The sequence below is a fragment of the Klebsiella sp. CN_Kp091 genome (assembly GCF_040065095.1).
In the GTDB taxonomy this organism is placed as follows: domain Bacteria; phylum Pseudomonadota; class Gammaproteobacteria; order Enterobacterales; family Enterobacteriaceae; genus Klebsiella; species Klebsiella aerogenes.
In genome coordinates this window covers 16,133-42,694 of record NZ_JBEAIO010000041.1, presented here as the reverse complement: position 1 = coordinate 42,694, position 26,562 = coordinate 16,133, and the positions used below count along the sequence as shown (strand labels likewise).

Here is a 26,562-nt window from a genome sequence, read left to right as displayed (position 1 = left end):
ATCAGACCACCTTTTGTGATTTACTCAGGATTTCATCAACATTGAGATTGCGTCTCATTTTCAGTTTATAGGGCGATTTCATCACCATTTCGACTAATCCGGTTGATTTGCGCATTGCCTTGCCCGGTATGGTTATCGGCATCTGGCCCACGATTTTTCGTCCGTCCTGAAGACAGGCTATAAAATGAAGAGTTGGTATCATTGAAAGCAACTCCTGCGGAATTGCACTCACCATTGTGGTGGACTTTCGTTCGGAAATTGAACCATTGAAATCGGTATGTGACTGTTTGGTGCCTGCGCTGGTGGTATAGGTGACCTGGTTCATTGATACGTTGGCCTGGCCCACTTTCGTCAGGACAAGCTCCTGTGTTTTAGCATCTGTCACACGTGTACAAATGTAGTTGTTGCAAAGGCCTGTCAGACGGTCAGCTGTATCGGCGCTGGTGGCTGAAACGAAGTCTGATATGGTCTGTGTTGAGATGAATAATGCCAGTTTGGCTGCTCGGCCCTGGGCAAGCAGGTTAATCATCTGCATGTTGATAGCCTGATGCGCCTCGTCAATAAAAATGGATACCCGGGGCGCGGTCGATAAATCAGAGGCTGTGTTATAGCGGCTACCCGCTTCTGCGGCGATATCAGAGGTAATCAGCTGTGAGAGGTCGCGAGCCGTTGCCGGATCAGACAGACCATCCAGCGAAATATAGAGCACACCGCCGCTGTTGAAGAGCCCGTGGCTGTTAACGATATTACGGTCCGGGTTTTCAACGTCATTAGCCGAAAGCAAGATATCCATTGGGCTTTGCGACAGGCGTTTGAGCATAGGCATAAGGCTGGCTGTGATTTTGTAATAGTGGGTTTCATCACCGGCTATATACTTGAAACATTCGAGAACGGTATCCATGCCATACATGACTTTTGGCGAGTTATCCTGAAAGTAATTAGCATAAAAATATCCCTGCAGATTCTGTATTTCGTTAGCCAGGTCCAGATTCGGCGATACCTGCAGAGTTAAGTTCCATTCCGGACCGAGGTGGTACTCATAGAAACCCCGGAGCGCATTACGCGTGGTGACGATCAGGTCCTGTTTGGAACGAATCGAATAATAGATATTCTGAATGGTTGGCTTTTTCCCGCCGAGTTTCAACGCGCCAATAGATGTGGTTACCAGACCTTCAGCAATGCGGAGGAAGGGATCCTCGCCACCTTCAGTACCGGCAATAATACTCATAATACGGGCTGACAGGTCCGTATCCTTGACGTAGTTGGCGCTGATATCATAGGAGACAGATTTAGAGGGGTTACCTGCATGGAAGTGCATGTAGGGTTTACCCAGGCTCTCGCACTCCTCTTTTAACCCATCCTGCCACTGATAATCATTCTTTGGGTCAACAACAAGAACGATATGCCCGAGATGAAGCATCGAGCTGGACAAAAGACGCTGAAGCACGGTTTTACCGGTACCAACGTTACCTGTGATAAGGGTATGCCCAAAGAAATTCTCTTCATTGACGAAAATCGGAACCTTTTTATCAACGCCGAAAATTGAATAGTTCCCGCCGAGGTCAGTCGCGAGTTTTCGATAATGACGGGTTACAGGATTCAGCACAAAAGGTAACTGAACTTCATGTAAATCACTGGAGAGGTTATGAACCTGGTAGGTCCGTTCTGAGTGTTCCGGTCCCCATTTGAAACCGTTGCATAAAAAGGTTGTACGCTGGGGTAGCTCCACCTTTTCTTTCCTGCGTAAAAGCCGGTTCACCGGATTCTTCGCGGGAGCGCCCCCGGTCTCCTGAAGGGTCACCAGCTTCTGGTATTTCCGGTCATCGGCAAAGTAATGTGCGTTGTTAATCATTCGAAAATCTTCAAGAGACAGGAAGTCCATTGAACGATGAAATAAACGCCAGTGTGCCCGGAAAACAGGTATACCATGCCATATCCGCCAGCTGGCAAAGGCAATCAACCCTAGGGCGCAATAGAAGGGGATCTCGCTGATGCCATATGTCTGACTCCATGAATCAATAAGCACATAGATGGAAAAAAAGACCAATATCACGGCAGAGCGAAACTCCAGCGCAGGACGGTAGAGCATCTCCTGAGTGTGTAAATTATTGCGACTCCGGCGTTTCATAACCCTTCCTCCTGGTGATTAAAGAAAGCAATAAATTCGTCATAAAAGATATTGTTGCGCTGTGCGCCCTGTTGAATGTCTTTCAGGCGGATCATGTAGTGTCGGATAGGTCTACCAATTCCCACCTTTACCTTAGCAATAGGGAATTGAGAAAAAGCAGAGCGGAGTTTTGCTAACTCATCCTGATCAAACCCCCATGAAGCAATATCTTCAGTGATTCGAAGCCGGAGGCAAAAGTTGATATCGGTCACCACGACAGTAAGCAGCAATTGTCTGACCGTAATTGAGGAGTTATTCAGTCTGATTTTATTTAGGAGTGTGATGATCGTATCAATATCAGATTGAAGGGTATCGCTGTCAGTTGCACCAGCAACCTCATCTGTTGGCAATGTAAGTAATTCAGCTTCCTCAATATTTTCTGTAATGACAATCGCCGGGTCCGTAATAATATGATCCTGTCGTGCAAACAGCTCTTCAAAACCACGATTGATTTCACTGAAGCCTTCCTGTTCCTGCTCATCGGCCGCATCAACAACCGTGGAATCCGTAGAATTACCCGGTACAGATTCAATGAGATGCCGGATTTTCGTAAGTTCACCCGCTCCATGGATGTCAGTTGACACATCAGGCAGTTCCCCACTCATCTGAATAGCGCTGTCATCCTGTGAGTACATATCGTAATCCCCCCATGACTGGCCCGCGTCATCTGTCTGAATGTCAGGGTATTCAGATGGTGGTATATCAGACGGCTCAAATTGATTATCTGTAGCCACGGACAGCTCTTTTTCATAACGTTCAGGAGGAAGTGGCTCAGAATAAACATCGGTTTTTAATACCGATAAATTAAATTCTGATGCAGTCTCATCCGGTGTCACACCACCAAATAAATCTGAGGAAAGCAGCGGCAGCATCTCAACAGTTTTTACATCGGGTTGATGACGTAGCTGGATAAGCGAAACCTCATTACTGAGCTGGGTATATCGTTTTCCGTCATTGGCCGGGACACTAAATTCTTCATTAATACTCCCGATTCTGAGCGAGAGTGTAAAGAGATCAGACTCCATTAACTGAGTATCATCAAGGGGGGCAATAGACCGAATGTAACTGTCGGAGACGTGCAGCAGACCATCAATTAGTGCCATTTCAGACGGCGTAATCGCATTGTTATTAAACTGATGCTGTAGACGGGTTATGTATTCTTCCTTTGTAATTGCTTCCTTCTTCTTCTGTTTCTTTCTGGTGTTTTTTTGTTTGTTTTCTTTCTGCTGAGTTTCCACTTTCTCACTTGAAACCTGAGGGTTAGTGCCGTTCTCTTCGTCAGAGACGGAATTATCTTGATCAATGCTGACTGCCATTTCCTGCGCATTCTCAGATTGTTCAGCTGGTTTTGAATCAGGTTGTGGTGCATCATCCGGTGTAACAGGCTCATCAGTAAGATTACCATTACCAAGCCGAATTGATTTGATACCCATTGAGATCGGGCGAGTGTAAATCGTGTCATTACCTTTACGGTCGACATACACATAATCGTTCGTGTCATTGATACTAAATATCCCCGGAAGATTCTCTGGGATGACATCGTATTTAAACAGGAAACCTACCCATTTTATTTTTAAAAGCGAGTACCAGCTCAGGCCTTTGATGCCGTCACTAAACATTCGTTGAATGTCCATCTCAGTAAATTCACCGCGATGGAAAAAATGAGCAATGCGTTGCTCTCCGTATGGTTCTATATAGCCGCCATTCACTAATAAATCCGTCAGTGATTTCCGACCAATCTCGCCGTCCGGGAAATTAACACCCAGTTTTTTGAACTGATTCAGGATGTAATCAAGGGCCGTGTGTTCATTGATGTAAACAGCCCCTCCGATAATCATAATATGAACGGGAGAGGGACCATTCTGCCCGGCGAGTGTAGGTGATGAATCGAAGCCGTTGATGTTAAGCGCACTAATATTATCTTTTATAATTGAAATGGCACGAGCTGCGGTATCGGATGCACGAATGCCGGACTGCTTATCATAACGATAACTTGTGTCGGTACCGGTAGAATGCCAGTCGGCGGTCCTCATGCAACGGGATATAAAATCATCGCTGGTAGTATAATTACCTAGGGAGGCAAGCATTTTATCGTACATTCGTTCTTTGACGACGTCACTCAGGTAATTCAGGCAGGTATCGTTCAGGCAACGTTCTAAAAAAACGGGAGCCCGTACAGAGTGGTCATTCGCAGTTCTTTTGCGCCATATGACTTCATAAGACATAATACGATTCGTATTAGCCCAGTCCATCAGGCTGGCTGAAAGTGGACGCCACGTACTGTTCACCCCTGGAGTTGAAGAAATAACGTCAACGTCAAATATTTTTCCTGCGTCATGTAACAGACCACAAATAAACGCAGCATAAAGGTACCGCCGTTTACGTACCTGCTCTTCATCCTGTAAACCAATAGGGCTAAGTTCAGTACTGTACGCGAATTTTAAAGCCAGAAAAGCTGTCTCCAGACTGTGTGTTAATAACCCCCCCGTACCTGCATGGTGATGATTCTCTGAGGCGGGTAGAAGGTGGATCCAGCGAGTAAATTCCATCAGTGGTTTGATAATCAGGTTCGTGAATGTATATGCTTCATCGCTCAGGTCAGAATTAGGAAGACCGATATACATATTGATTTCCTGCAACCGGTTAGCATGGACAGACAGAATCTCACGTTCTGAATAGAGTGTTATACCCGTTGGCTTACTTGGATAGTCGAGGTAGTTTTGCACGTCCTTATTAGGCGTGTGCGGTATGTCATACTCATCATCCGTATCATAGACAATTTCATAGTCAGGCCCTCCGAAGAGGGCGACCCTAATTTTCATGAATAAACTGGATATAATACTCATATCAACCTGTTTGCTTTATTGTGCCGGGACAGGAGCAACGGAAGGTCCTGTTTTACCAGCCGCCTTTTCCGGGCTGACTGACGCGATTTCAGTCTGTTCCGTTTTTACCGCAGCTTTGCTTGCATCAACACCAGAATTCATCTGATCATCAGGTAGTTCTGGTTCAGGACCCTTCGTGATGGCTTCGGATGATGGATTATCCGGAACTTTGGTTTCGAGGCTGGCGATATACAGCTCAACAGATTTAAAACGTTTGATGTTTTTGATGAATGGCAGTGCATCGTATTTACCGGAAGCACGGTTCTCCGCGTCAAGTATTTTGGTAATTGAATCCATGGCTGCCTGCAGGGAGCTTAAAAGCTGCAGGATAATACGGTCATGCACCTGCTGGGTGATTTCACCGAATAACCACAACTGGTGTGCCTGGCGCGTCATGACATTAATAGTTGAGATAATATCCAGTAACTTGTAGGTCAGCGGATGATTCCAGCGAATTTCAAATTCCTCGTAGTTGTACCCGTCAAACGACGAATCCTGCACCGGAATTTTCGAAAGGCTTTTATCAATCTGCACTTTATAGGTGTTTACATTACCTGACAATTCAGTGTAGATGCCTGTCAACCACTTATTAACTTTTGTGCCGGTCGTAGGGTCTGATTCGACCAGGCGAAAGATATTATAAATTGCATTCGAGATCGCGTTGAACTGGCGAAGGCGGGCGCGGTTCTTTTCATGAAAATGCAAATAAAACACGCTGGATAGCGGTTTGAGTTTAGTGATGACCATGCCCAAAGCGCGATTATTGCCCACATTTCGCTGAGTTCGTGGAGTGTTTCTCTGTGATGTATTTTCAGCCATTATAATAACCTCTTCAGTTTTTCAAGACGCTTGATGTCCGCAAGTCTGCGCTCATGGTACTCATGCAATAATTCGCGGATGGGTTTAATTTTCTTCTCTGTTTCCTGAATCATCTCCAGCTCCCAGTCCAGAGCTTTAGGGAAACAGCTAACACTGTAACCGCCGAGTTTAGGTTTAACGATAACCCCGTAGTGTTCAATTCGATTTTTAAACCTGGGGGAGAAATCTTTCCAAGAAATAGTAACTTTTTGGGATGAACCCACTTTCCTGATCACAGGTGCAAATCTGCCTGGATTAAATTTTCCTCCATTCGCGTAGGTTGTCTCTGATATCAACTGGTTCCTGGCTTTCCATACATTCCAGTACTGATCCAGGACAAGGGCGGCTTCCTGTTTCAGCAATTCGATATAGAGCACAGCGTTACCAATGACGGTTTCCTGGTGAGCGATAATTTCTGAATTCATGCGTAGTTCCCTCCTGCCCAAAAAGATACAGGAATCAGGAACGGATTTTCTGAACTAACAAGCCTGTTATCAGTTTTTTAAAAAAAAATTTTCCATGCAGGCTGAGCCAAAAAAAAAGTAACTTTTGGCCCCTCAGGGAAGGATGCCGTCAAAATGAAGGCACTCAGAACGTTTCCATTGTGACGAGATGACCTGAATCAGGAGGTTTTCAGAGCACGCTGAGGGAAAAAGTAACTTTTAACTGAGTGTTGATAGTATCCCTTATACATAAGTAACTATTTTGACAAAAAGTACTCATGAGCCATAAACCTTTTTCAGAGCTTCATTAGTACTTTTCCCACAAAAAAGTACTAATGACATAGTTTTTTCATTAGTACCTTTTCCACCAAAAGGTACTAATGAAAAGTCGATTTTTTAAGTCATTTCTAAAAAAAAGTGCTCAATGTTATAAGTGCCAATTCGTTCTATCTTGCCTTGAGGCTTTATCATGGATAGTATCTAATAATATTAGTACCAGTTTTGTTGTTCTCTAGCCTGGATAGCTATGATATAATCATAGTGTTTACGGAAAACACATACCGCTATAGCAGATATAGATGCTTGGAAAGAGCCCGGAGAGCGTATGGTCATACAACCCAACGTACAGACTGACACGGTCGTAAAAGCTTTTCTCCGTTCGGAGTTACAGTTAATACGGAGTCAGCAAAAACTGATGTCCGTGTTACCACGTGAACTGGCATCAGACTATCGCTATATTCCAGAGATCCTTCTCGGGCGTTTTTTTCATCCGACTACGGATTCTCGACTTAATCGTATTGCGCAATCAGAGGAGCGTCCTGGCAGCCTGTTAATACCACGAGTAAACGGACAGCAAGTTTCCTGGAATAACCTGATAAAACAAATTCGAGACGACTCTCAGTACCTGAAGTTTGAAACATACGGCAGGCCTTTTGACAGTTCAGAGCTTAAACCAAATGCGTCATGCGAATTATTTAGCGGAAAGCAGTATGTCTATAAACCTGCGGATCTGGAGTTGTTTAGAAAAAACATCGTCTCAATACAGATGAATTTTCTTGTCAATCTGTGGAACCTCGTTAGGTTCAATCCGGCATTTGTTCGCGCCTATCTATCGTTATCGAATGACGCCTTTCAGATGCTGGCCGATACAGAGATGAACGCCTTTGTTGAGGTGACAAACGTTGTTTTGTTTCCACGTTTCATTCAATACGATTCTGGCCGTCGTGATGTTAAAGTCTTTGCCTGGGCCTACGAGATAATGTCTGATGTTCTGGATGGTTTTATACCTCGTGAAAATATTGAGAATCTGCGCATTGAATTTAGCTTAAAAGAATCAATTGAGAAGCTAAAAACATTTTAAAGATTATACGAATCAGGTCGACTTTACAGGTTGTGCGCCAGGATATGTCAAAGCACGGTCGGTTCATTCGCAGAAGAATTGATAAGCGTTAAACAGAATATCGTTAAAAAGTAACTTTTCAGAACCGCCAGGGTATGGAACTTCACCGTGCCATTGTGCCAACTCAGGAGCAATGTTAGGAGATTGCGGATAATGGCTATAAAGAAAAATGAAGTCAGTTACCTGAACCAGATCGCAAGCGCGTATAAATTAGTAGAATTCGATGCCAATAAGTACACAATAGCGCATCTCTATGGTCGTAAAATTGCGGACAGGCTGGAGTATTCCAGAACGGCCAGTTCAAGACGGGGAGTTGGATCATGGCTTGGAGATAAGTATGCCATGCTACTTTCTAATGTCGTCGTCAATCACGCTATTCATATTTTCGGTTATGATCCACAAAGACCCGATGAATCAACGAAAGAAATGGATTTCAACGCATTAATTGATTTGTTAATTGATACGGGTTATTCACCTGATATCTACCCACTAAAAATCAACAAAATCGTCGATGTTCTTAATGGGATGTCTGAAGCAGACTATAAAGATTTCTGTCTTGTCTGCAACAAGCCCTACATCCATTCACCATCCGGTTTTGACTCCTGTCCGACATGTAGTGCTAAAAAATGCAAAGTCGCTATCATGCGTTATTCACAGTCTGTTGTTCCCTTTGATGAAAAGTGATGATGAGGTCATGGAAAATCAACTTTTACACACTGCAAGCACAATCTGTCATATATCTTTCTCGGCAACTGGAATTACAACACCTTCAGATGCTCGGGGCTTTTATCATATGTCTGATTGCATCCATAATCGGTTACGAACACTATCACCAGATTTGAATGTCCGTTGTGCTTCCTATTTATATCTGCCAGTAGTCCATACGGCATTAAGAGCAGAAGATCTAAAAAAATATTTTCCTGATAGTACCATCCAGCTCGTTCACGAGCTCACACCATTAAAAAGAGCAACCTGTCCATCGGGGAAAATCAGGTTCGATAAAGAGCTTGATGCCTTGTTTTCTTCCAGTTCCGCAGCTGTCAGTATTCGTTTAGCAGAATATCTTTCAAGCCCTTCCCGCTTTTTACGCATGATAAAAAATCCTGACCGCAAGACCCGTATAGAGGAAATCCTCACGACAAGAAATTGCAATTTATCTCACCAGTTAACTCTTCTTATACAGGCAGAGGAAACGGTGTCACGGATTGCGTTGGCTAAAAAAACCTGACCCCTGTAATCGTGCTAACGATATACTTATCATTGATAAATCATATGTGTGTTTTATCATTTAAGATTTTTCGTTATTCTTCAACTTCAGGATGCACTGCCCATGCCTGATACAGAGAATGAATATCCCCCACTAAAATCAAAATTTCTCAGTTCAATTTTTCGCGACAAATCAGAAGTGATAAAAGTCTTTTGGAACTGATGTGAGAGGGGATTAAGTGGTTACTATGAGATGTTGCAAAAAGTCAGTTTCCTCCCGCCTCCTGTGGTGCGCCATAAAGTTCCGGCAACATCCTAATGTGTGAGCAGGGAACAACATGAAAGAAAAATCATTCCTTTTTAAAAAGACCCCTGTTATCTAGGAAAACTGATTTTTTTTTATGGGATGATAATGCTATCCATCAAGGGGTAGCATATGCAGATCACAAAAAAATTTATCCTGAAAACCATCATTAGCTCATTGCTGGTGCTTTCTACAACGTCGGTGGCCGAAACTCAGTATGCCGGAACAACACCATTTGTTTCAGGCCAGTCACTGAAAAAAGGCTTTTTCTGGTATAACGACAAAGAACCTGTTGAGGAAGAAGAACAACAGGACCAACAACCATTATCAGGTTCTCCCTCCCAAAACCAAAATGAAGAACTAAAACTTGATTCACGCTGGCTCAAAGAAAACCTGCTGAATCTTCGTTTTGCGGCGATGGACAATCCAACCGATGAGAATCTGTCCCGCTATTATACTGCTAACCGACTCATGATGGATATTGCCACTCGCTTCTCTGACCGAACCAGAGACTATTTCATTAATAATCCCATGATGTCAGAAAAAAGGCGTCAACCAACCGAGACCGTTGCATTAAATGCGCATCGCGCTGGACTTGAGGAAAATCAGCAAAAAGCGCTTTCTTCCATATTCCAGAAAAGTGGTCTTTTCTTCTTCTTCCAAAGCACCTGTCAGTACTGTCATGAACAAAGTCAGATTCTCAATTTCATGCAGAACTATTATCACATCGATATTATGCCAGTTAGTATTGATGGACGTCCTTTACATAACGGCATATTTCCTCGTTATGGTCGTGCCACTATGGAGATGATCAAACAGTATGCCATTACGGAAGTTCCTACCGTTTATCTGATGTCAAATGACGGATCCCAGGCAACAAGAGTAAGTACAGGTCTGGTCTCAGCAGAAGAGTTAAAGAACACGATTATCCTGGCCGCAAGAGGAATGAACCTGTTGGACGAAGCATCATTCCAGAATACCCTCGATATTAAAAAACAGTATGTCCTCGGTGACAGGGATGTACTGACGGTTAATAAGATGAGTTATGAGCAGGATCCTTATCTTCTTCAGAACATAATGGATAAAAAACTCAGCGAATATGACATGCCGACGACCGATAAGGTTGATGCAGGTATCACTGCAAATGAAGGGGGCTACAGTGGCTACTTACATTAAAAAAGTAACTTTCCTCAAAAAGTTACTTTTATCGGCCATGTTCTTTGGCGTGTTCTCCATGCAAGAGGTCCACTCTGCCAACGTCATGGAGGGCATATTCAAAGGTATGGTTGCCTCCACAGATCCGGCAACTGTCCGAACCGCATCGAGAGTAGGGGCTGTTGGGGGGAGTTTTTCTTACAGGCAGCCTCAAGTCAACACTAACCTCGTAAATGTGAGTTTCCCTAAAGCTAGTGTCGGCTGTAACGGCATCGATATCTTTCTGGGCAGCTTCAGTATGATCAACGGTGACCAACTCGTGCAGATTGGGCGTGGCATAGCGCAGGGCTCAGCCGTCTACGCCTTTAACACTGCGGTCTCCGCAATTTGCGCCGACTGCGCAGCTATTATTGCCAACATTCAGGACAAACTCGCCGCGCTGAACAAATTCGCCAAAGACAGTTGCAACGCGACGTACGAATTTCTACAGAACGGGCTGGGTACTCCGCAGGAGTTTACTCAGAATATTGGGCTCGGCGGCGGCGCTGTTGACTCTATGGTGTCCGGTCTTTTCCCGGATTTCGGTAGCACCATGAGTCAGTCTGCCAGTGACGTAAACAAAAAGAACTATGCAAAAGATCCAGAGGCCTTTAAAGAAAAATATGCGGGAAACATTGTCTACCAGGGCTTCATGAGTATTGATAACGGCAATATGAATGTAGGTGGTGTGACTGAATTAACGGGTTATAAATTAGCTGAACAAATCATGTCACTGACGGGTACGCTTATTGTCAGTTGGGACAGTAACGGTGAAAACTCTGCGATAACACCGATCCCACCAACGATGAAAGCTTCAGACTTCATAAAAGGCACTGGTTCAAGCAATGTTAAAGTAAATGTCTGCAACCCGGCACCTGATTTAAGCAGCAACAAGAAAGCCCAGTGTCTTGAAATGCGTCAGGATTCTACACAATTCAAAGGCCTTTCTGAAACCATTATAGAGACATTACTTGAAGTTCAGCGTGCTGTGAGAAATGACACTGAATTGTCACAAGATCAACGTCGATTAATCGGTATGTTGGGAATAAATAATATCATACCAACCCTACAGACGTTGTCAGCTGCTGAGGGCGTTCAGTACATCAATGATATCAGTACGATAGCGGCGAAAAATTTCACGATCGAGCTGCTTAGTAATGTCCAAAATAAAATGACTAATATGACGCTTCCTTCTGAGGCGATGACATCATTTAAAGACCAACTTGAAAAAATAAATCAGACATTCAGAAACCAAATCCGCAGTGCCTCTGAAGTGCAGTCCATTCAGAACACAGAGGAAAAAACAGTTCTGGCCTACTGGGATATGGCATTCGTTAAAAAACGCACTTATGGTGATAGCGGGAACGGGGGCTGATATGAGTAATTTCACGATATACACCATTGGTGAAATTGATTTCGTCTATACGGCTTTTAATGGGATCGCACTGATTTTTTCCAGCCACGGCTCAAATGAATGGATCAAATTTGCGGCTTATGCAGCCGCTATTGGACTCTTCTATAAATCAATGAAGTGGGTACTCGCCCCGAGTAAAACTGATGTCCCAATATTCTCATGGATTATGGGGCTGTTGTTCTATTCAATTGCCGTCATTAAAGCCGATGTCACGCTGGAGTCGGTGAAAACAGGCGAGGTCAGAAATATCGATGATGTCCCGCTTTTTATTGCTGCCTCGGGAGAGCTCACTACCGGGTTATTACATGGTCTTATTACAGACTGGCGGGCAGCGTTTGACCCGCTCACCCCGGTAGGACAGGTCAGTGATACGCTGGATGACAGCCTGACACTGGGTCCAATGACCAAAATGGTCAAATATATGGAGTGGGGCGGGGAGTCGAGCGGGTTCTGTCAGGCATTCCCGAATACGATGAGCGGAAGCGAAAAACCCGTGACATTCGATGTGTGCAGAATCATTCAGTCTATTGCCCGAGACTGTATAAAAACGACCCAGGATTCAGAGGTTCAGACAGCACTCAGAGGCGTGGCGTTGAATGAAATCTATGCAACAGACCTTGGGTCCGTAATAAATGTTATGGACTCAATGACGGCCAACAGCCTGAAGACGGCCAGCGTCCCCATGGTGACATCTACCGGACTGCAGTATGCGTCGTGTACGGATGCATGGGCGGCGGTAAAAGCTGCATTCGCCTCGCCTCAAGGCGCTTCAATTATGAGAAATCTTGGGCAGATGAATCAGTTTGTTGCGCCGCAACAAGAGGATAATGGTCAACAAACTGACTTTATCGGCGGTGCGGCCACCACGCTTTTTGGAAGCGCTGGTCAGGCTCACAATATCACAACAGCTGCATTCGTTCTTAATCAGGTCGACAAAGGCGTTCTCCAGTACAGGAAGGCGCTAGGTATAGCGGCAGACTATCAGCTCTTCGAAGCGAGCATGAAAAGAACGAATGCAATGGTTAGTCAAGGGCAGCTCTGGCTCAACATTTCAGGCGCTGCAATATCGTTCCTGGAAATGTTCAGCTACATGGTCGCCCCTTTTGCTCTGATTGCGATCCTGTTTTTAGGGGGGGAAGGTATCGCTTCAGCCGCTAAGTATCTGCAGCTAATTGTATTCGTTAACATGTGGCCGATAACGGCAGTCATGGTAAATGCGTACGTGAAGATGGTACTGAATCAACAGTTTGACACATGGACATCGCTGGGGGTTCAGACCACGATGAACTGGGCAAATATGGGGAGCATTCAGGAGACGTACGGCAGCTACCTGTCTGTGGCCTCAGCTCTGTATTGCATGGTGCCGATGCTGACTCTATTCCTGTTGACCACCAGCATTCACCCGATGATGGGAGCGTTGAAAAATGTCACACCTGATGCCCCAAACAATACCGGCCACGTCACACCAGAGGTTTGGTCGGCGGGGAATGCGGGTAAACAGTCCTTTGGTGACCAGACACACACCGCAGCCACTACAACAGGTGGTGGCATGTCGTCAGGAGGGCTTCTGGATTCTCAGACTAGGATGATGCCAACTCTTGGGTTGGGTGCATCGCTGAGTGATACAGTCAGAGCATCAGGCCAGAACTCGATAGGGACCGACAGGACTTCCACTCTCAGCTCAAAACAGGCGTTAAATGAAGCCTGGGCCAGTGCAACACAAGGTAATCGAACACAAACAGCAGGTTCAACAAACCAGGGCGGAATGAAACTTGTCGATGATGTAGCGGCCGGGATGACCAGAAATCTCGGAAAAGATACTGGAGTATCAGCAGATGCCCTTAAATCTATGGCGGCCTCTGCCATCCTTAGCGGAATGGCAGACTTAGGTTTAAATTTGGGTGGTAAAGGTGGTGCAGGGAAAGGCGGTGGCGAAGAGGGGGGAGCAGGTTTATCAGGAAAACTTTTAGGGCAGATAGCAGCACGAATTCAAGGAAACAGTCAATTATCTGACGGTGCGAAAAAAGCCCTCACTGACAATCTGATGAGTAGCATGAAAAATGGTGATGGTTTTTCTAAGGACATAGCTAAGCTGGAGTCCAATGTGATCCAGAATGGTTTCTCTGACTCTGACAGTTACCAAAAAACGGCACAGAAGATGCAGGAACACGCCCAGGCTGTCACTAATAAAGAGAGCAATGCATTCAGTAAAACAGGTGAACAGGCTTCACAACTTTCAATGAATAGCAGTCTGAACATTGACGGGGCCAAAGTGTCTGACACCCTGAGTAAACCAGCGACAGCGCAAACTGTAGGTGATTGGGCGCAGGCTTCAGGTTTAAATCGTGAAGCAGCAGTGGGTAAATGGAACGAAATGAAAGGGACATTAAATGGCAGTAACACGCTGGGAGACACGAGAAACGGCAACGATGCATTTGTTAAAATGATGTTTAACGAAGCCGAAAAACTATCTCGTATGGATTCTGGTGAGACTGTTGCTCATAATCTGGGCGATATTAAACAAGCCTCTCAAATGCTTAAAAATGCTGTCAGTATCATGGGTGCCAATGCCGGGATTATCTCGCCTGCGACAGAGAAACTGGATCAGTTTGTAGGGCTGGGTACTGGTGGCAACTATGCCAGCGGGCAGGAACAGGCACAAACAGCTCCGGACACGTCCGCAGTGCCTTCTGCAGGACAAGTTTCTGGTAATGTTTCTAATCAGCAGGGTGCTGTAACCGGTGGGCTCGCTCAGCGAGAACAGGCTGCGAAAGCACAACCAACAACGGAAGTTGGTGGAATGACAGCTGGCACACTTAATGAGGGCGATGGCAGAGCTCACGTAGCTAATACCAGTGGGGAAAATAACGGGCAAGTCCATACTCAGGCAGATTCGCAAAAACTTCAAAGGGTCGAAGATACGTTACCTTTGGGGAACGTCAATGAGACCATAGACAAGGCTAAACAGGCAGCGGATACCGATAGTCCATTACAATCCGTAGTTGCAGGCACACAAAGTACAGTTCTGGGTGATGCAGAAACAAGTGATATCAATGCCTCGACTCAGCAAACGATGAGAGACATGCAAACGCATGATATGCCGAGAAGTGCGGAGACTTTCAGCCCGTCCGGGAATAAAGAGAAAGACTCCAAAAACGCCTTAAGCCAGGCGGCGTTACACTCCGAAGTTGCCCGCAATCAGACTGGTGAGGCCAGAGAAAACAGCCTTAAAGAAGCTGAAGCATGGCGTTCTACATTCAACCAGGTATCAGGTCAAAATTATTCATCATCCGATGTTGACCGTGTTTCCCGGTTAGCTATGAACGGGAAAAATAATGGTTATGAAAACGGGCTTTCGGATGTTGTGAATAATGCCGTCAACAATACCGGCACCACGGCCACCAGAGTACCGACTGGGTCCTCTGATTACGAGCTGGGCGGAGATATGCGCGACAGTAACAGTAGAAGCCCGAACCTGAGGGATAAAGGGCAGGCAGCCAGAGAACAGGTGTTTGATAGCAACCGAACAGTAGCAAAAACGTTTACTGGAGCCGGTTCAGACCGTTATGTCGGTGATTCAATGAAGCTAGAAAACGGTTCATCCGGTCAAACGCTCATCGGCAACATGAGCAACAATATGCAGTTAAGACAGGCCAGCAATTTAGCTGAAAACAAACCTGGTATGACGGACGATAAATTAACCCAGCTTCGGGACGCGCAGGACACAGCAATGAGGACTGTCCAGAATAAACTGGCTGAAAACCCAAGATATGGGCCAGAAGCAGCAGCCGCTTACCCTGCATTTATCGCAAGCTTACCGGAAAGCATCGGAACCACACAAGGCCAGGATTTTGCGAAAGAGTTCTTGGATAAGCATCGAAAAAACTAATTAAAAGGCCCGTTTAAAAGCGCTGATCCCCATCACACACTCAGCGCTAATAAACACCATATTTCGGTTGATTTTGGCGAGGTGATTTGAACGGTGCTGAGCACCGTTCGTTTTAATATTAGCGAAGTATGGCGTAAACACGCTCCACTACAGGGCATACTGAAAGACTCTTTTTTACTCTGGCGAATGGTTTATCTGATGTAGACATGGAAAATGTTAAGAGAAAAAATGGCTATTTATAACGATTTGCGATGACTCTTTGTTCTTAAGTACAAAACTGTCCAACAATATCAAGGCTAGTCATCATGTCTCTGATTTTGTTCTTGTTCATAACACCAGTATTCAGTCGAACGTAAATCTGTAATATCATGTTGATCATATTCAACAGGATTACGATACGTATTGTTTGACGATTCCGAGACAACCCTATCGGTATCTTTCTCACGGGTACCGAAGAGCGGGTATTTGCGTCCGACAGTGATGTAACGATATACAAGCACTGCTAGGCAAAAGACATAGAAGAGCCCTTTGAAGTCGGAAAGCTCAAATCCAAACAGTTCGTACATCATTGGGTAGCCCTCTGTTATCTCTCATTTGATTAGATTATAAACTATTTAAACTCTCCTCCAACCCCCTATTTTCATCAAGTCCGAATGCCGCGTTATCTCAAAAGGGGGCTTTACAGCCCATATCCCATGGTGTATCCGTTGATACAGAACCGTTTTTTCTCCATTAAGGGCAGGGGTAACCTGGCATAGCCCCGGAAAGTTACTTTTCAGCCAGCATGCGTGAGGGCGGGTTGAGTTAATGCGGTATATATCTGCTTTATGACACAGGGATCGCGTCCCTACATAAGCCTGGACAGATGAATGAGGTTTCAGTGAAGGAAAGCTTACAAAAGGTGCAACATGTCTTCCGCTTCTGGAAAGCTATTGAGGCACTGACGCCACAAAGTATTGATAAAGAAAATGCTCGTGACATAGATAATCCAGCGTACATGGTGACATTCGACGGGCTGCTTCCCTGGACGGATACAGAGCATGTTCGAAAACCCGTCCCCTCCGGCAAGGTCTGGCGTTACTCCGCTCAATGCGGGATCTACAATATTTCGGTCGTTGCCGATCAGCTTGAAGAAAAGCTTGGTGCCCATGATGACGTCGCTGAAAGTCGGAACACTGGCAAAAGCCGGTTGTTCGATGTCAGTTTCAGCAATAAAGGTATCCCCCAGGCCACATCATTCATGTTGTCAATGCCCGCATGGGCTGCTTCACAGGTGTTAAATCATGACCAAGGTGTGAAAGCGTTGAAAACACCCGTCAGTCCGGACTTGACGGGGCTTCCCGCGCTGTCAGATACACTCCCGATGATGGACAGCGGATTCCCTGAATTTGATCAGCTGACCCTGCATATTATGCAATGGATTGATGCTGAAGCTGTCCGTTTACAGCGTGACGAGCTGGCAGCTGATGTTGCCTGGATTAAGACGCTTGGCGAACTGGTACTGGAGAAGACCGGTTTCCCTTATGAGGCAATGGAGCAGCATGCTATCTGCCTTGTTAAGTGCGCCACAGTCAGGATCTCACAGAATAGCCATGAGGTGAATCTCTCCGTTGAGAGTACCAAAACGAACTCAGCCAGCAGCAGAACAGAGGGGAAAGGAAAGGAAAAAACCAAAAGTGCTGTACCGGATGATCTGATAAACAGCTTTTACATTCATGAGATGGAGGCGCTCGAAGGACACTGGAAAAAGAAAAATGTTGGCAGAGGTTTCTTTGACTACATGACGTCCGTGTCCCGGGAGAACAGGCAGGTAACGGATGTTCGAACCGGGGAGGGGTTAGATGCTGCATTTGACAGACTGCGTCCCACGCAACCGCCGGTCGGCACATGGCCCTCTCTATATCCGTTAGCGTTCAGCCAGCAGTTAGCCGTTAATGAGCTGTGGCGTAAAAATGCTGAGACACCCGGTATTTTTGCTGTCAATGGGCCACCCGGCACAGGAAAAACAACACTCCTTCGTGATGTGGTGGCCGCAGTCGTCACCGCGCGTGCCGGTAAACTGATTGAGCACAAGAACAGGGTTTTCTTAAACAAAGGCACTTTTACATGCGATAAGAAAACCATCCCCTTCTTTCCGCTTCACGATTCCATTGCAGGGACATCCATCATCGTTGCCTCTGCCAATAACGGCGCAGTAGAAAACATCTCGCTCGAACTCCCGGGTATTGACGCTGTACCTGAATGGGTACCAAAACAGTCAGAATATTTCAGCGAACTGGCTTCGCACCTGATGGGTAAACCAGCATGGGGGCTTCTGGCCGCAAAACTGGGTAATAAAGAAAACCGGGAAAATTTCCTGAATACTTTCTGGTGGAAAAAGCCCGATGAGCGGAATCAAAAATCGACAGTGCCTCCGGAGACATTCTCACCCGCCCGGGGTGAAGGGTTGCATTACCATCTTAATTTACTGAAGCCGACGCAGGGAGCCCGTAAACCCGCAATGTCCTGGTCAGAGGCTGTTATTCGTTATCAGAAAGCTACAGTCATCGAAGATGAAGCTCGTCAGGAGCTCGTCAGGTATTCAGAACTTGAAGAACAGATAAAAAATCAGGAGCAGGCACTCATCCAGTGCGGGGAGAGCCGGGCCTCGATTAATGCCGCTCTGTCAGAACAGAACGGAATATACCTGGCGCTTTCCTCTGATGTTGCCGGACAGGAAGAAGCTGGTACCCGGTTACACCGGGAACTGGCGGAAGCCGATAAACGCGTCCACCAGCATGAGGCGAATAAACCAGGCATACTGATGGCGATTTTCTCACTGGGTAAAATACCGCGAGAGTGGTGGGGGCGTTATCAGCGACTGACCGATGAAATGGATTCACTGCGTACAACACTCGCCGAACATATTAAGGCGTTGACGAGCTCGCAAGCCCTCCGTGATGAGGCGCACAGTCAGACTGAGGCGCTTAAATCGGAGCTGGCGCTTTCTGTCAGCAGAGAGACAGCAATCAGGGAAAAGGTTGCCCGGGATATCTCGGAACTGGCTGAGGCCAGGACCATGATGGGGGATGCCTGGCCGGACCGTAACGCAACGGATGAGCAAAGAGAACTGTCAGCACCATGGCTTTGTAAGAGATGGCGGGATGCGCGGGAGAGGGTGTTTCTTGCGGCACTGGATGTTCACCGCGCATTTATTGAAGCTCACCCCGTTGAAATGTCAGCAAACCTGAATCTGGTGAGTGACTGGCTTAATGGTAAGGAGATACCAGATAAACAGGCAGCGCTTGCCCTTGATTCACTGAGTCTGGTTGTCCCCGTTATCTCCACAACGTTTGCGTCTGTTCCGCGCATGTTTAAAAAAATCGGCAAAGAAGCCATTGGGTGGTTACTGATTGATGAAGCAGGGCAGGCCCTTCCGCAGCAGGCAGCAGGAGCAGTATGGCGGGCAAAACGAACGGTTGTCGTGGGCGATCCAAAGCAACTGGAGCCGGTGAGTGGTATTCCTTCCTCTGTCGAAGGGGCACTTGCACAATCCTATGATATTCCAGCCAGCTGGTGGCCGGGTAAAATATCGGCACAGGTGCTTGCTGATCAAACGATGGAGCTGGGAACCTGGCTACCGGATGTTGAAAAAGGGCAGGTATGGGTAGGCTGTCCTTTACGAGTACACCGGCGTTGTGACGATCCCATGTTCAGTATCAGCAATAATATCGCCTACGGCGGGCTCATGGTGCATGGGAAAAAGCAAAGCACGTCGTGTTTGCCTGACAGTGGCTGGCTGGATGTTAAAGGTAAATCATGTGAAGGAAACTGGATCGCTGAGGAAGGCACTGCAGTAGAAAAGTTACTTTTGACACTGAAAGAGCGATACAGCATAGCACCTGACGACGTATTCCTGATTTCGCCATTCAAGGACTGCGCCATGAAGCTCAGAAAACTCGCTTCCCGGACCGGTTTCCGTTCCAACCGAACGGGGACCGTGCACACGACACAGGGTAAGGAAGCGGCCGTGGTCGTGCTTGTGCTGGGGGGAAACATTCAGAAAAATGGGGCAAAGGCCTGGGCGGCCAGCAAACCTAACCTCCTGAATGTGGCCGTGAGCAGGGCCAGACAGCGGTTGTATGTTATTGGGGAGCGTGCACTGTGGGAGAAACATGCCTACTTCTCATCGCTTTCACGAGAGTTAGGGCCACTGCAGGAAGATATGCATCAGGATGCTGTGACTGAGCGCTGATTTGAACATTTGACGATGTCTATAAGGGTACCGGGCCCCTGCCCTGGAAGGAATGGGGCATCCAGACATGGCGACACGCCGGTAACGGCACAACCTGCAACGGTGAGATAAAAGTGACTTTTACTGATTGCATCGTTCAGGGTTGTGGCGGTGAGTTATTCGCGAGCTTACCCGATATCTCTGGCGTTAGTTGTTTTACGCGATCAAGCCCTGTCCATGCATTGAGTTGCATCATTTTCCCGTTACGCTGCAGACGCCGGTTATATCGTTCCATGAATTTGAAAATATAGTTGGCTCTGACACGTGGGGTTCTGCTGTTGTAGTCTGCAATCCCTTCAAAAACATTCCCCTTCCGGTCGATAATTTTCCGGTGCAGCCACCATGTACCCACCCAGAAAGAAGCACAGGGATCGTAAGCAAGCTCGCGCCAGGTTATCGCGGGGAAGTGAGATTTTACCTCGGCCAGATTTGATGAATTGATCTGCATCGGGCCAATATCCCATGATCCATTGGTGTTGAGTACAAATGAACCAATCTTCCCGCCTTCATTATCAAACAGAGTGAAAACAAGGTCACTGTCGATACCAAAAAAACGGGCAGCATCCGTTAAACACTGGTTCTTTACCGCCTCCGGTACGTTTTGGGGCCTCGGGCGATCCTGGGGCGGATTGAATGTGGTACTGGCATTGACTGTGAACGTTGCGAACAACACTGCGCCCAATAAATATTTTGACATCAACCCGCTCCTCAAAAGTAACTTTTACAGGTTACACGACCTCAAAAAGATTTTTTTCTCACTCGGGGTAAAAACACCTCCTGGTCAGAAAAATATTTTTTCTTGTTTGGTACAGTAATTCAGGAGGTAGGAAATGATAAAACCTGTTGTTATTGCACTGACATTATTATCCATACCAGCGTATGCCGACGTTGAATTACCCACTGAAGTAAAAGCAAAACTTGAAGCCCTCGGTATTGATGCTGTAATCGCTGAAAAATCTCCGGTGGAGGGGGTTTATTCGGTTTTCTCTAAAGAAGGTACCAGTTATGTCACTTCTGACGGTGCTTACATATTCACCGGTAATTTATTCAGGGTGAAAGGGGCAGATGTCGAAAACACAACTGATGAGTTTATCAGTAAAGGGATGAGAGCCTACATTGAAAAACTCGACACCATTACCTACAAAGCGCCTGATGAAAAATATGTCATTGGGATATTCACTGATATCACCTGTGGTTTTTGCCAGAAGTTACATAACGACCTTCAGTCCTATCTGGATAAAGGGATCACCATAAAATACATCGCTTATCCTCGCGCCGGTATGAACTCCATGATTGCGCGGAACATGGCTTCAGTCTGGTGTACTGAAGATAAACCGGCAGCGTTGACTAAAGCAATGAAAGGGGATGGTTTACCGGATAAGCAGCCTACAAAAGCCTGCATGGATTCGGTTCAGGAGCAGTTTAATGCAGGGAACATGTTCAGACTATCTGGTACGCCAGCGGGTTTAAGCCTGAAAGGTGAGCCCATGGTATTTGCGGGTTTACGAGATCCGGACCAAATGCTTAATAGCCTGAAAACGGCCAATCAGAAAAAATAGCTCTCCGGGAGAGACGATGAAGAAATTTATGGCAATTGCAGCGGTCGTGGTTGTGTCATTTTCAGCCCAGTCCAGTTTTTGTGGTCAGAGTGGCTGCAAAGTTACTTTTGTTGATGTCGATGTCGACGGTACCGAAAAACCGATCATGCTGCTTGATGCTGCGGGTACTCCGACGAAGAGTTCTATGGGCCGGGTGTTTGATGATGTAAACACTACCGGTAAGAAAATACAGACCGAAATGAACTCATCAATATCAGTATCAGGGCATTCAGACAAATCGTCACCAGTGCAAATTAACAGGGTGTTAAGCCCGATGACTATCTACAGCGCATAATACGGAGCCTGTCATGGGATTAATAAGAACTGTGGTTTATGTGGGTATCATCGGCGGCATCTTTGCCTATTCACAAACAAAAGACAGCCTTGAAAATATTTCATTCCCGGATGCGGAGTTACCTTCATCAATCACCAGCAATAACCTGATGAAATCATCAGGGCTGAGTGACCATTACGCCTCACTGAAAAACAGCGGCCTTCCTGAGCGAATGTCCGCATTACTGGATGATACGCCTGATATCCGGGGTTCAGTCAATGATGTCGTCATGACGGCCGGAAATATCGATATCCAGAAAGTTATTCAGGATGCTGTGGATGAACTTGACAGCAACAGCCGAAAATCCAGTAAATAAAATGTCTGTCGGATGCATCAGGTGCATCGCGTAAAATTAAATAACGCCCAGAGATAAATCATGGAAAATAAACAAAGCTCTAAAAAACGTACTTTGATTAATATTGCCCTGGTGGTTGGTGGCTTTGTAGCCGGTTCGGTGATCTGGGGACCTGGCAGTAACCTGATGAAATTGAATGATCGTACCAATGAGTTAGTCAACAACCAACTCATCGAACAGGTTAATAGTCTCAATACGTTAAAACTTACAGAGCATCAGGCGAATCAGCCAGCCGGTTTAGTCCTGACAGAACAGGACAAAGAGCTGATTGGAAAGACAGCGGCTCAATATTTGATCGACCATCCTGAAAACCTGGTAGAAGCAGGTAAACGCCTGGAGTCTAACCGCGATGGTGAGAAAATGTCTAATGTAGTGAATACTAAGGACGTTCTCCTGGAATCGACCTACACGCCAAACTACGGTCCTGAGAGTGCGGATGTAGCCGTGATCGAATTCTTCGATTACATGTGCCATTTCTGCCAGCAATCCAGCCCGGTTCTTGAGAAAGCCATTAGCGCGAACAAAAATGTGCGCACGTTCTTTAAAGATTTCACAATCTTCGCAGACCGTACTCCGATATCAGGTATGGGCGCGAAAATTGGTCTTTATATTTACAGGACATACGGTCAGGATAAATATTATGAGTTTCATAATAAATTAATGAACGAGACCGGAATAGCGCTTCAGGCCAGAAAGGATTATTCACCGAAAAACCTGGCAACGCTGGTTCATGGGCTGGGCTATAAAGATATTCTTGACGAACACGGTAACTTCCTTCTGGCTGCAGAGCTACGTGACCAGCTCCAGAATGTGCTTGATGCGAACATGATGCTGGCTGATAAGCTCAATTATAGTGGTACTCCGGTATTCATCGTCATGAACATTAAGAATCCGCAAAACAAAACGACCACAGTAATGCCTGGTGCTCCCGAACTTTACAGGCTTCAAAAAGCCATAGACCTTGCTGCCGGTAATTAAATTGTAAGGGTTCTGTTTTTGTTGTTTTATAAATGGCAATAATTTACAGGGTGATTTTTATGTTCGAACAAAATAATATTTTCTACAGTATGTTACTTTTGATTATTTTCTTATCGTACATGCTTTATAAAAGCATTAAGTCAAAAAAAAGATTGAATAAGCGGTACGAGGAAGTCTATAAGGCTTTTCATCTGGCTGACTCAGAGTACAACGGCGGCATGAAAGACGCTTACAGAAACTTATCTTTAAGCAATACGCATTTGAAGTTTTTGGCAGATTACTTCAACCAGGAGACGGTTAAGTTTGATGGCCGAAGCATAATCTGTGAAAGAGAAGATGACGTTCAGTATGTTTTTTCACTTATGTCGGAAAGCCATTTTTGGTTGAACAAAGCCATGAAAGACATAGATACAGTAGTTAATAATACAGATGTAATCAAAGATATTAAATTATCAGTGCCGCCGTTTTCTTCATTGGGTGGGCTGAAATTAATAGCGGATGAATTTAATCTTGAAAGTAAAGAGTTTGATGGATTTTCCACTCTTAAAATCAAGTATGAAGAGCAAAAGGGGGAGAGATGACAGGGGCTTTGTTTTCACTTTCAGCTGGTGGGGTGGCGTTTGCCGCCTCTGTGATTATTCTCATTCTCAGTGCTATGCTATACGACTGTCTAAATAAAAGTCGTGTTAAAAATACACAATCATATGAATTTACAGCATCGCCTGAAGTAACAACTGCCATTCATCCAGACGGCACTGTTCTGCTCTATCTTGATTTTGACGGCGTCCTGCATAGAAGGATGAATGAGTCCTTTGAAAGAATGCCCCTGCTTGAAGAAATTTTAACTCAATGTCCAGAAATCCTCATCGTGGTCTCCAGCAGCTGGAGGGAGACGATGTCTTTAGAGGCGCTAAAGCATCTTTTCCCGGTATCATACCAGAACAGAATCATTGGCGTTACACCTTCACTTCAGGATGTACCGGATATTGAATATATCCGGTACAGGGAATGTCTTTCAAATTCCCAACATCTGGGTATCAGTAATTTTATTATTATTGATGATGAGTCGCACCGTTTTCCACCTGGGTGTAAAAATCTGGTATCAACAAAATATAGAGAGGGGATGACTGACGAAACAGTATCCGAAGTCATCATGAAGTATCGTCAGTATTTCTCCTGAAGGCGCGCGTTTCATATTCTGAATGCGATGAAATAAACGCCGATTATGAAACGAAGAAAGTTACACCAGGGGTAAGGAGCTGGCATCCACGGATTATCGGGAAGGTTTAACAGAATAAACAGCAACACATATTGTCCAGCGATCCCCGTCCCCCCTAGAATAAACGCTCTATTAGAGTCACCTGCTGATAAGGATGAACATACATGCCTGAAGAGTTTGCCATGAGAAGAGGAGGGGCAATATGTCGCTGATTACCATTGTCCTTGTATTCATGATAGCGATAGTTGTTACTGTGTTTCTATCTCATTTGTTGCCCGTAAAAATTCCATTACCTTTGATCCAAATAGCTGCGGGGGCTGGTCTCGCTGCCGGAGGCTTTCAGGTTGATTTCGATCCGCATATCTTCCTGCTGTTGTTCATTCCCCCTCTGTTGTTTCTGGATGGCTGGCGAATACCAAAGGATGCGTTTTTCAGTGATCTGAAACCCATCCTGTCACTGGCGATTGGACTCGTTCTGGTCACCATTATTGGCATTGGCTGGTTTATTCACTGGCTTATCCCAGCGGTTACGGTGGCCGCCGGATTTGCGCTCGCTGCGATTCTGTCACCAACTGACCCGGTGGCCGTCTCTGCCATGACTGCAAACTCTCCGCTGCCCTCACGAATGGCGCATATCCTCGAAGGCGAATCCCTCCTAAACGATGCATCCGGCCTTGTGGCATTTAATTTTGCGATTGCTGCAGTACTCACCGGTACCTTCTCCCCGGGAGAGGCGGTTACCAAATTCTTCCTGATGGCCTTCGGTGGCATTCTGAGCGGTCTTGTGGTCGTCTGGGTAACCGGTAAGTGCAATAATTTTCTGGTGAAACGGACACGCGAAGAACCGGCCATTCAGATACTGATTAGCCTCCTTATCCCGTTTGCGGCGTATATTCTCGCTGAGGCATTCCATGTCTCGGGGATCTTGGCTGCCGTAGCCGCAGGCATCGCTATGCACTATGAGCAGCTGTCGGGGCCTCGTTTACCGGCCACACGCATGAAAAGCAGTGCCGTGTGGAATATGCTTCAGACCACGCTAAACGGGATGATTTTCCTGATGCTGGGCGAGCAGTTGCCACGTATGTTACTGACTCTGCCAGATGTGGCACAACAGGCAGGCGCTTCATCCCCGTGGTACTTACTGCTGTATGCTGTGGTTATCACACTAGCCCTTGGCGTGATGCGTTTCATCTGGGTATGGCTGTCCATAACCCTGACGGTATTTCGTCAGAAACGTCGGGGTAAGGTCACGACTGCCCGCCCCCGGTTCACTGCGATGGCCGTGATGGCTCTCGCGGGTGTGAAGGGTTCAGTCACTCTGGCGGGGATACTGACGCTTCCGGCCGTACTGGATGACGGGTCACCGTTCCCGGGCAGAGAGTTGCTTATATTTCTCTCAATGGCGGTGATCCTGTTATCACTTATTGTGGCAGCTGTAGGACTTCCCTTCATGACACGCTCTCTCGGAGAGGATTTGCCTCATGACGCCGGTAGCGGCAATATCGGTGCAGCATTGACTGAAGCGGCCATCAACCGACTGAGCGATTTGCTTAGCCAGCCTGTCGATGATCCCGATGAGCAGGCATTACGAGCTGATGCCGGAAATATGCTCCTTGAGACATACCAGCGGCGGCTTCACTACAACTACAGCGATGAACAAACCGACGTCGGACTGGAGTTGATGAAACGCACCAGGCTTGAGAAGTTTATGCAACGTGAGGCTATTATCGCGCAACGTAATGAGCTTTTCCGTATGCGAAAGGCCCGTACCATCAGCGATACCGCATTCCATCAGACGCTCAGGGCGATCGACCTCAAAGAAGAGAGTCTTCATTAACAGGTGTCCGTATCAGTCCTCTCTGTTCTGCGATGAGTGGGGAGGCTGAAGGCTTTGTTAATTCAACACTCATTATCAATTATTGTGCCTAGGGAATTATGCATGTCTGAAAATATTGTTTTATACCTCTGTAACCATCGGTGGCGATTTTTTGTTTGCGATAGTCAAGAAAATGCAATCGGGTAGTCAAATGAATGCAACTACACACT

20 protein-coding genes are annotated in these 26,562 nt (G+C 46.1%); 14 read left to right on the top strand and 6 right to left on the bottom strand.

Annotation, left to right across the window (positions count from 1 at the left end; genetic code table 11):
- Position 1 precedes the first annotated feature (1 nt).
- From traD to mobI, 4 genes are read right to left on the bottom strand one after another with little or no spacing between them, the layout of a single operon-like run.
- The gene (gene traD / locus ABLV17_RS15995) at positions 2 to 2,128 is read right to left on the bottom strand and encodes a conjugative transfer system coupling protein TraD (RefSeq protein ID WP_348854379.1); all 2,127 of its coding nucleotides are present in this window, start codon (positions 2,126 to 2,128) and stop codon (positions 2 to 4) included.
- Entirely contained in the window at positions 2,125 to 5,013 is a 2,889-nt protein-coding gene (mobH, locus tag ABLV17_RS15990; protein ID WP_348854378.1) for a MobH family relaxase, read from the bottom strand. The genes traD and mobH overlap by 4 nt, the downstream gene beginning before the upstream one ends.
- Before the next feature lie 15 nt (positions 5,014 to 5,028).
- Positions 5,029 to 5,871 (bottom strand): hypothetical protein, encoded by an 843-nt coding sequence (locus ABLV17_RS15985; RefSeq protein WP_348854377.1) that lies wholly within the window; start codon positions 5,869 to 5,871, stop codon positions 5,029 to 5,031.
- Positions 5,871 to 6,335, bottom strand: a complete 465-nt coding sequence (gene mobI / locus ABLV17_RS15980; protein ID WP_348854376.1) for a conjugative transfer protein MobI(A/C) — start codon at positions 6,333 to 6,335, stop codon at positions 5,871 to 5,873. The genes ABLV17_RS15985 and mobI overlap by 1 nt, the downstream gene beginning before the upstream one ends.
- A 712-nt stretch (positions 6,336 to 7,047) precedes the next feature.
- Between mobI and ABLV17_RS15975 the strand changes: the two genes are divergently transcribed.
- The 6 genes from ABLV17_RS15975 to ABLV17_RS15950 all read left to right on the top strand — a co-directional run bounded on the left by ABLV17_RS15975 (position 7,048) and on the right by ABLV17_RS15950 (position 15,759).
- Positions 7,048 to 7,713, top strand: a complete 666-nt coding sequence (locus tag ABLV17_RS15975) for a hypothetical protein (RefSeq protein ID WP_009653235.1) — start codon at positions 7,048 to 7,050, stop codon at positions 7,711 to 7,713.
- A 192-nt stretch (positions 7,714 to 7,905) separates the two neighbouring features.
- Positions 7,906 to 8,436, top strand: a complete 531-nt coding sequence (locus ABLV17_RS15970) for a hypothetical protein (RefSeq protein ID WP_042927821.1) — start codon at positions 7,906 to 7,908, stop codon at positions 8,434 to 8,436.
- A 10-nt stretch (positions 8,437 to 8,446) separates the two neighbouring features.
- Positions 8,447 to 8,980, top strand: coding sequence for a hypothetical protein (locus ABLV17_RS15965; protein WP_348854375.1), 534 nt, complete (start codon positions 8,447 to 8,449; stop codon positions 8,978 to 8,980).
- Between the two features lie 414 nt (positions 8,981 to 9,394).
- Positions 9,395 to 10,438, top strand: a complete 1,044-nt coding sequence (traF, locus tag ABLV17_RS15960; protein WP_069476643.1) for a conjugal transfer protein TraF — start codon at positions 9,395 to 9,397, stop codon at positions 10,436 to 10,438.
- The gene (locus tag ABLV17_RS15955) at positions 10,422 to 11,831 is read left to right on the top strand and encodes a conjugal transfer protein TraH (RefSeq protein ID WP_348854374.1); all 1,410 of its coding nucleotides are present in this window, start codon (positions 10,422 to 10,424) and stop codon (positions 11,829 to 11,831) included. The genes traF and ABLV17_RS15955 overlap by 17 nt, the downstream gene beginning before the upstream one ends.
- Position 11,832: 1 nt before the next feature.
- Positions 11,833 to 15,759, top strand: a complete 3,927-nt coding sequence (locus ABLV17_RS15950; protein WP_348854372.1) for a conjugal transfer protein TraG N-terminal domain-containing protein — start codon at positions 11,833 to 11,835, stop codon at positions 15,757 to 15,759.
- Between the two features lie 296 nt (positions 15,760 to 16,055).
- Here the strand turns inward: ABLV17_RS15950 and ABLV17_RS15945 are convergent, their stop codons facing one another.
- Positions 16,056 to 16,328, bottom strand: coding sequence for a hypothetical protein (locus ABLV17_RS15945; RefSeq protein ID WP_071532273.1), 273 nt, complete (start codon positions 16,326 to 16,328; stop codon positions 16,056 to 16,058).
- 311 nt (positions 16,329 to 16,639) lie between these two features.
- On the opposite strand from ABLV17_RS15945, the gene ABLV17_RS15940 reads away from it, so the two are divergent.
- Positions 16,640 to 19,993: an AAA domain-containing protein gene (locus ABLV17_RS15940; protein ID WP_348854371.1), complete on the top strand. Its 3,354-nt coding sequence runs from the start codon at positions 16,640 to 16,642 to the stop codon at positions 19,991 to 19,993.
- 136 nt (positions 19,994 to 20,129) lie between these two features.
- Here the strand turns inward: ABLV17_RS15940 and ABLV17_RS15935 are convergent, their stop codons facing one another.
- Positions 20,130 to 20,729: a lytic transglycosylase domain-containing protein gene (locus tag ABLV17_RS15935; RefSeq protein ID WP_085551643.1), complete on the bottom strand. Its 600-nt coding sequence runs from the start codon at positions 20,727 to 20,729 to the stop codon at positions 20,130 to 20,132.
- A gap of 133 nt (positions 20,730 to 20,862) precedes the next feature.
- Between ABLV17_RS15935 and ABLV17_RS15930 the strand changes: the two genes are divergently transcribed.
- From ABLV17_RS15930 to ABLV17_RS15900, 7 genes are all read left to right on the top strand, one after another.
- A complete protein-coding gene (locus ABLV17_RS15930; protein WP_085551644.1) occupies positions 20,863 to 21,591 on the top strand; it encodes a thioredoxin fold domain-containing protein in 729 nt (242 codons plus the stop codon).
- 16 nt (positions 21,592 to 21,607) lie between these two features.
- Positions 21,608 to 21,925 carry a hypothetical protein gene (locus tag ABLV17_RS15925; protein WP_085551645.1) on the top strand — a complete coding sequence of 106 codons (318 nt, stop codon included), beginning with the start codon at positions 21,608 to 21,610 and terminating at the stop codon, positions 21,923 to 21,925.
- A 13-nt stretch (positions 21,926 to 21,938) separates the two neighbouring features.
- Positions 21,939 to 22,280: a hypothetical protein gene (locus tag ABLV17_RS15920; RefSeq protein ID WP_348854370.1), complete on the top strand. Its 342-nt coding sequence runs from the start codon at positions 21,939 to 21,941 to the stop codon at positions 22,278 to 22,280.
- 60 nt (positions 22,281 to 22,340) lie between these two features.
- The gene (locus tag ABLV17_RS15915; RefSeq protein ID WP_348854369.1) at positions 22,341 to 23,297 is read left to right on the top strand and encodes a DsbA family protein; all 957 of its coding nucleotides are present in this window, start codon (positions 22,341 to 22,343) and stop codon (positions 23,295 to 23,297) included.
- A gap of 59 nt (positions 23,298 to 23,356) precedes the next feature.
- The gene (locus ABLV17_RS15910; protein WP_085551672.1) at positions 23,357 to 23,878 is read left to right on the top strand and encodes a hypothetical protein; all 522 of its coding nucleotides are present in this window, start codon (positions 23,357 to 23,359) and stop codon (positions 23,876 to 23,878) included.
- Positions 23,875 to 24,477 carry an HAD domain-containing protein gene (locus ABLV17_RS15905; RefSeq protein WP_348854367.1) on the top strand — a complete coding sequence of 201 codons (603 nt, stop codon included), beginning with the start codon at positions 23,875 to 23,877 and terminating at the stop codon, positions 24,475 to 24,477. Before ABLV17_RS15910 ends, ABLV17_RS15905 begins: the two co-directional genes overlap by 4 nt.
- 241 nt (positions 24,478 to 24,718) lie before the next feature.
- Positions 24,719 to 26,353, top strand: a complete 1,635-nt coding sequence (locus tag ABLV17_RS15900) for a Na+/H+ antiporter (RefSeq protein ID WP_085551648.1) — start codon at positions 24,719 to 24,721, stop codon at positions 26,351 to 26,353.
- Positions 26,354 to 26,562: the final 209 nt, after the last annotated feature.

Coding starts and splice junctions, on each gene's coding strand:
- traD (WP_348854379.1), bottom strand. CDS start 2,128: ATGAAACGCCGGAGTCGCAATAATTTACACACTCAGGAGATGCTCTAC.
- mobH (WP_348854378.1), bottom strand. CDS start 5,013: ATGAGTATTATATCCAGTTTATTCATGAAAATTAGGGTCGCCCTCTTC.
- ABLV17_RS15985 (WP_348854377.1), bottom strand. CDS start 5,871: ATGGCTGAAAATACATCACAGAGAAACACTCCACGAACTCAGCGAAAT.
- mobI (WP_348854376.1), bottom strand. CDS start 6,335: ATGAATTCAGAAATTATCGCTCACCAGGAAACCGTCATTGGTAACGCT.
- ABLV17_RS15975 (WP_009653235.1), top strand. CDS start 7,048: ATGTCCGTGTTACCACGTGAACTGGCATCAGACTATCGCTATATTCCA.
- ABLV17_RS15970 (WP_042927821.1), top strand. CDS start 7,906: ATGGCTATAAAGAAAAATGAAGTCAGTTACCTGAACCAGATCGCAAGC.
- ABLV17_RS15965 (WP_348854375.1), top strand. CDS start 8,447: ATGGAAAATCAACTTTTACACACTGCAAGCACAATCTGTCATATATCT.
- traF (WP_069476643.1), top strand. CDS start 9,395: ATGCAGATCACAAAAAAATTTATCCTGAAAACCATCATTAGCTCATTG.
- ABLV17_RS15950 (WP_348854372.1), top strand. CDS start 11,833: ATGAGTAATTTCACGATATACACCATTGGTGAAATTGATTTCGTCTAT.
- ABLV17_RS15945 (WP_071532273.1), bottom strand. CDS start 16,328: ATGATGTACGAACTGTTTGGATTTGAGCTTTCCGACTTCAAAGGGCTC.
- ABLV17_RS15935 (WP_085551643.1), bottom strand. CDS start 20,729: ATGTCAAAATATTTATTGGGCGCAGTGTTGTTCGCAACGTTCACAGTC.
- ABLV17_RS15930 (WP_085551644.1), top strand. CDS start 20,863: ATGATAAAACCTGTTGTTATTGCACTGACATTATTATCCATACCAGCG.
- ABLV17_RS15925 (WP_085551645.1), top strand. CDS start 21,608: ATGAAGAAATTTATGGCAATTGCAGCGGTCGTGGTTGTGTCATTTTCA.
- ABLV17_RS15920 (WP_348854370.1), top strand. CDS start 21,939: ATGGGATTAATAAGAACTGTGGTTTATGTGGGTATCATCGGCGGCATC.
- ABLV17_RS15915 (WP_348854369.1), top strand. CDS start 22,341: ATGGAAAATAAACAAAGCTCTAAAAAACGTACTTTGATTAATATTGCC.
- ABLV17_RS15910 (WP_085551672.1), top strand. CDS start 23,357: ATGTTCGAACAAAATAATATTTTCTACAGTATGTTACTTTTGATTATT.
- ABLV17_RS15905 (WP_348854367.1), top strand. CDS start 23,875: ATGACAGGGGCTTTGTTTTCACTTTCAGCTGGTGGGGTGGCGTTTGCC.
- ABLV17_RS15900 (WP_085551648.1), top strand. CDS start 24,719: ATGTCGCTGATTACCATTGTCCTTGTATTCATGATAGCGATAGTTGTT.